Source organism: Clostridium sp. (assembly GCF_036643715.1).
Taxonomy (GTDB): Bacteria; Bacillota; Clostridia; order Clostridiales; family Clostridiaceae; genus Clostridium.
On sequence record NZ_JAVXRL010000039.1, the window covers coordinates 1 to 3,296 of the forward strand.

3 protein-coding genes are annotated in these 3,296 nt (G+C 29.4%); all 3 read left to right on the forward strand.

From position 1 onward, the window contains the following. Window positions 1–256: 256 nt before the first annotated feature. Window positions 257–1,402: a cysteine desulfurase family protein gene (locus tag RSF37_RS11010; protein ID WP_332564449.1), complete on the forward strand. Its 1,146-nt coding sequence runs from the start codon at window positions 257–259 to the stop codon at window positions 1,400–1,402. Next, a complete protein-coding gene (thiI, locus tag RSF37_RS11015; protein WP_332564450.1) occupies window positions 1,399–2,553 on the forward strand; it encodes a tRNA uracil 4-sulfurtransferase ThiI in 1,155 nt (384 codons plus the stop codon). Before RSF37_RS11010 ends, thiI begins: the two co-directional genes overlap by 4 nt. A 106-nt stretch (window positions 2,554–2,659) precedes the next feature. Beyond that, window positions 2,660–3,296: collagen-like triple helix repeat-containing protein (locus tag RSF37_RS11020; RefSeq protein WP_332564451.1), on the forward strand; the 637-nt coding region annotated here is incomplete at its 3' end.

Below are 3,296 nucleotides of genomic sequence, written 5' to 3' on the forward strand. Positions count from 1 at the left end.
AACCTACGACCTTCGGGTTATGAGCCCGACGAGCTACCAACTGCTCCATCCCGCGCTATTCAGTTTATGTACTTACTATAACCTTAATAGATACTTTTGTCAAATAATTATTGAAAAAACTTTTCAATTGGAGAAAAACTTGCTATTATATATAAAAAAAGAGAAATTCTTAGTATTCATATAAGAATACTAAGAATTTATTTTTAATAATAGAATAATAAAATAGAGTTAATAATAATAAGAGGAGGGATAGTGTATGGAAATCTATTTAGACAATTCTGCAACGACAAAACCTTATGAAGAGGTTATAAGTGTTATGGCTGAAGGGATGAGAGAATATTACGGAAATCCATCTTCCTTACATAAGATAGGTATAGATGCTGAAAAAAAGTTAAATGAAAGTAGAGAAATTATTTCAAAAACAATAAATAGTTCTAAAGATGAAATATATTTTACTTCAGGAGGCAGTGAAGGCAATAATTTAGTTATTAAAGGGATTACAAAGCCAAACCATCATATTATAACAACAAAGTTTGAACATCATTCAGTTCTTAAAGTTTATGAAGAACTTGAAAAGAGTGGAGTTCGAGTAACTTATTTAAATGTTGATTCTAACGGGATGATTTCATTAGAAGAGCTTGAATCAGCGATATGTAAAGATACAGTACTTGTTTCAATTATGTACGTAAATAATGAAATGGGATCAATACAAGACTTAGTCAAAATAGGAAATTTAATTAAAGAAAAAAGTAGTAGGGCAAAGTTTCATGTTGATGGAGTTCAAGGTTATGGAAAGTTATTAATAGATGTTAAAAAAATGAAAATAGATGCCCTTACAGTTACAGGGCATAAATTTCATGGTCCTAAAGGAACAGGGTTTTTATATTTAAAAAAAGGAATTAATTTAGAATCTATTATACATGGTGGAGCTCAAGAAGGTGGACTTAGAGCTGGTACTCAAAATGTTCCAGGAATAATGGCACTAGCAAAAGCATGTGAAATATCAAATAGATATAAATCAGAAAACTATGTTAAAGTATTAGAACTTAAAAGATACATGATAGAAAGATTAAAAGGAATTGATAATATAAGAATAAATAGTCTAGATGATGAATTTCACTCACCATATATTTTAAATGTATCATTTATTGGTATTAGAGGTGAGGTTATATTACATCTTTTGGAAGCAGAAGGAATATATGTATCAACAGGATCAGCATGTACATCAAAGAGTAATATTGCAAGTGGTAGTTATGTAATAAAAGCAATGGGATTATGTGATAATGAGGCACTTGGAGCGATAAGATTCTCTTTTTCAGAAGATAACTCAAAGGAAGAAATAGATAAAGTAATAGAAGTACTAAAGAAGTCGTTGACTTTTTTAAGGAGGATTAAAAGATGAGAAAATTAATATTAATTAAATATGCACCAGAAATCTTTTTAAAAGGATTAAACAAAAATAAGTTTGAAAAAAGATTAAGAGACAATATAAAAAAGAAATTAAAAGGATTAGATTTTGAAATACTTATAGATCAAGGCAGATATTTTATTAAAATAGATGACTTAGATGAAGGAATAGCAAGAGTTAGAAAAGTATTTGGTGTTTCAGAAGTTTCCATAGTACAAGAAGTGGAAAGAGATATGGATAAAATTAAAGAAGAAGCTCTTAAGAAAGTTCAAGATAGTAAGCCTAAAACTTTCAAGATTGAAACAAATAGAGCAAATAAAGTATTTAATAAAACATCATTAGAAATTTCAAGAGAAATAGGGTCATATGTATTAGATAATTATGATGGAGATCTTTCAGTTGATGTTAAAAACCCAGAATGTCTTGTAAAAGTTGAAATAAGAGAAAACGCATATGTATATGCAAGTAAAGATAAAGTTAAAGCTGTTGGAGGTCTTCCATATGGAATTAATGGAAGTACTATGCTTATGTTATCTGGAGGAATAGATTCACCTGTTGCAGGGTATTTAATGGCAAAGCGTGGCGTTGAACTTAATTGTATATACTATCATAGTCACCCATACACTTCAGAGAGAGCTAAAGATAAGGTTAAGGATCTTGCTAAGATTTTAAGCGAGTATACTGAAAAAGTAAGACTGTTTATAGTACCATTTACTGAAATACAAATGGAGATTATTAATAAATGCCCTGAAGATGAGCTTACAATAATAATGAGAAGATTTATGATGAGAGTTGCGTGCAAGGCAGCAGAGAAACAAGGAATACAATCAGTTTCTAGTGGAGAAAGTATAGGTCAAGTTGCTAGCCAAACAATGGAAGGACTTGTTGTAAGTTCAGATTGTGCAGATAGACCAGTATTTAGACCACTTATAACAATGGATAAAGAAGATATTATGAGTATAGCAAGAAAGATAGGTACTTATGAAACATCAATACTTCCATATGAAGATTGTTGTACAATATTTGTTCCAAAGCACCCTAAAACAAAACCAAGATTAGAGTTAATTAGAAAATCAGAAGAAAACTTAGATATTGAAATTCTAGTTGATAAAGCAATAGAAGAAACAGAAGTAGTTGTTTTTTAATTATAAAGTCAAGCTTTTACAAGCTTGACTTTATTTTTCGTTAACCTTATTTTTATTATTTAATATATTAGTAATAAAAGATATTATATTAAATAAGGAGGATAAAATGAATTTTAAAATTACTCCTAGAAACGAAAGACAATATATAAATGGACATGCGGAACAGGTATGTGAGAGTTTAGTTGTAGGAAATTTAAATGAGAGAGATAGAATAAAACAATCAAAGTTTAGTTTTTTATTGGAATTTAAAACTTGTGATAGAAATTTTAAAGATGCTGACTATGCTGAATTTTTAATATATTTAAATGAATTAAGATGTGAAGAAAGTATATGTATTAATTTTAAAATAATAACTAAAGATAATAATCGTAAAAAGATTAGTGAAAACACTATAATTAGGAAATTAAGAGCTTGTGATGAAGGCGAATATATATGTGTAAATTTAAAAGAAGTATTAAAAAACTGCATTGAAGAAATTAGTGAAATTTTAATATATGTAAATGTTGAAAAAAAGAATAATGCAATAGCGTTATTTTCGTCAAGTAAAACGAGATTACAACCTTATATTTCAGTGAAGGAAAAATGTAAGGGTGTATGCCCACCAGGCCCACCAGGACCAAGAGGACCACAAGGACCAAGGGGATTCCAAGGGCAATTAGGACCACAAGGGATACAAGGATCTCAAGGTATTCAAGGTATTGAAGGAGATAGAGGGCCAATAGGACCGACAGGAAATAAAGGAG